Source organism: Moorena sp. SIO3I6 (assembly GCF_010672095.1).
Genome location: NZ_JAAHHU010000641.1, coordinates 1 through 2,539, shown reverse-complemented (window position 1 = coordinate 2,539; position 2,539 = coordinate 1). Strand labels below are relative to the sequence as shown.

The 2,539-nt window shown below is 41.9% G+C and carries 3 protein-coding genes; 2 read left to right on the top strand and 1 reads right to left on the bottom strand.

Annotated elements, in window-relative coordinates:
• Window positions 1-31: 31 nt before the first annotated feature.
• The gene (locus F6K49_RS40730) at window positions 32-199 is read right to left on the bottom strand and encodes an NblA/ycf18 family protein (protein ID WP_008183188.1); all 168 of its coding nucleotides are present in this window, start codon (window positions 197-199) and stop codon (window positions 32-34) included.
• A 531-nt stretch (window positions 200-730) separates the two neighbouring features.
• Here F6K49_RS40730 and F6K49_RS40725 point away from each other — a divergent pair.
• Window positions 731-1,495: a cupin domain-containing protein gene (locus F6K49_RS40725; RefSeq protein ID WP_293053441.1), complete on the top strand. Its 765-nt coding sequence runs from the start codon at window positions 731-733 to the stop codon at window positions 1,493-1,495.
• Window positions 1,496-1,553: 58 nt separating this feature from the next.
• Window positions 1,554-2,303 (top strand): SDR family NAD(P)-dependent oxidoreductase, encoded by a 750-nt coding sequence (locus F6K49_RS40720; RefSeq protein WP_293053444.1) that lies wholly within the window; start codon window positions 1,554-1,556, stop codon window positions 2,301-2,303.
• Window positions 2,304-2,539: the final 236 nt, after the last annotated feature.

Below are 2,539 nucleotides of genomic sequence, written 5' to 3'. Positions count from 1 at the left end.
GCAAAGTGAAACCTTCGCAGCTAATTAAGAGTTAAGCGTTTTTGAGTAGATGGCGGAATAGATTCTCCTTAACCATCATTTGACGCAAAACTTCCAAGAGATAGGACTGAGCCTCCTCCTGGCTCAAGAGCTTGACTTGGTCTTGGTAGATTTTCATCTGGAACTGTTGCTCCAAACTTAGCTTTCCAGGCGTTTCCATAGGTTTACTCCTAAGCTTACATACGTTGATTAGGGCAGGCGGACGAATGTTCCGACTGCTCTTTTTTTTGGCCGTTGTTAATCAATCTAACACACCTATAGAATACTGTCGATTCTGTCAAGCAATAAGTAATCAAAGATACAAATTGTAATAAAAATCCGGAAAGCTATGATTTACTCTTGTGCCTGTATGTCTGACGGACTTAGGCAAAACCCGAAGCTAACGCTTTATATAGTGTAACAATGGCTTTGATATCACTATATGTATAATAACTGGGGGACTTGTTTGTAAAAATCTCAGCAATATGAAAGAATTAAAGTTTATGTAAAACAGGACTTACGCAAGCAGGCCGGAGCAGGTCAAAGTTGTAGAACAGGAGCAGGTCAAAGTTGTAGAACAAATGAACTATATACGATCAGAGCAAGGTAAAACAGATGAGGAGACGATAGCTTTACTACAAATGCTCTGCATAAGTGACATACTCCCAACGAGAGCGAAGCTTTAAATCAATCAAACTGGAGGATAGTCAAAGTGCATTATTTAGCAAAGTTTGACGAAACAATGCTAAAAACACCAAATTCTTACCGCAATCATAGCAAGGGCTATACCGAAAATGCGTTAGTCGATCAGACTTGTGGCTCAGTTCATACATCTATGGCTATCTGTCAACTCGCTCCATCAGGTGTGCTCAATTCTCACTATCATACATATGAGGAGGGAGTATATATCTTGCAGGGTGAGGTATTGATTAGTATTGATGAGCAAGCCTATCATCTTAAAGCAGGTGATTGGGCTGTCCTTCCAGTTGGAAAACCCCATGCTTGGCATAATGTTGGTGCAGAGTTTGTACAATGGCTTCAGATGGCGGCTCCCCAACCCAAGCTAGAGGGTGGGTTGCGCCATACCTTCTTTTTAAAATCCGGCGATTTCCCAACTGAAGCCCAACGGCTTGATCCGAGTAATACACAAGGCAATTTGCTAGGCCATTTTGGCTTGGACAAGATTCCATCACCAAATGAAGAAGCGTATACAGCAGTAAGTGGCCGAAACGGCACGTTTCTAAACTGGTTAATTGACGAAAATATGGGAGCCATTCATCACCGCTTGTTGTTAGTTGAATTTCAGCCTGGTGTGAGCATTGCTCTTCATGACCATCCTTTCGAGGAATGTTGTTTCATTTTGAGCGGTGAACTGGAATGCATTCTCGATGGCGAACGTTACGTTGCAAAAGCAGAACAAACCAGATTCGGAAGAAAAAGTCGTTTACAGATTGGTTGTGGTCAGGAACATGGATAGATTAGCACTTTAACTCATACAATTGATTGATTATCAGAAATGATCAAGGAACTAGCTAATGAATATCCATGACAAAGTAGTGATCATTACCGGATCATCAAATGGGATCGGCCAATCCATTGCCATGAGGTTTGCACAGGAAGGGGCTAAAGTTGTCATCAATTCAAAATCGAGTGTGGCTGAGGGCAAACAGGTTGTTGAAGATATAAAATCACTTGGTCATGAGGCTATTTACGTTCAAAGCGACCTCTCCCAGCCCAGTCAAGTTAAATTTCTGTTTGAAGAAACAGTACGAACTTTTGGTACAGTTGATATTCTAATTAACAATGCGGGGCAAGCTGTTGGAGAACCTTTCCTTGAGCTGACGAAAGAGCACTGGCTCGCGATGTTTAATAATAACTTGTTTAACGCGGTTCTCTGCTCTAGGGAAGCTGCACAGATTATGCTTCGCCAAGGTCATGGCAAAATACTTAATACCACGTCAGTTCGTGGTCTAACATACGGCGGGCGCGAAGGAATAATGGCTTATTCGGCAGCTAAAGCGGCTCTGATAAATTTTACCAAAACCTTGGCTAAGGAGTTGGCACCAATGATAAATATCAACGCTGTAGCCCCTGGCTTTGTGGCTACCTCTATGATCCAACAACTGTCCGAAGAAACAAAGCAGGGCTTTATAAACTCAACGGCCATTAAGAGATTCATTGATACTGATGAGATCGCTGAAGCCTTCCTTTATTTGGCGAAAGCAGATGCAGTGACGGGTGAGGTCTTGGTGGTTGATGGAGGGTTTTCGCTGAAATTTGCTTAGATGGAGCCAAACTGTTGGTGTACAGTCTTTAGCGCTTGATTCAACTTGAGAAATTGATGTAATTGCTTCAAAAAAATAATTAGGACTTACCTAGCTGCGCTAACAACCCCTACAAATGGGTGCTTTGCTTTGCGTAACTCCTGTAAAATTTAAGTAAAAACTCGGTAAACCAAATACGATAATATGGATCCAATTATTGATGCGATGAAATTTTTCCAGCTCAGTGCTGGCAACTG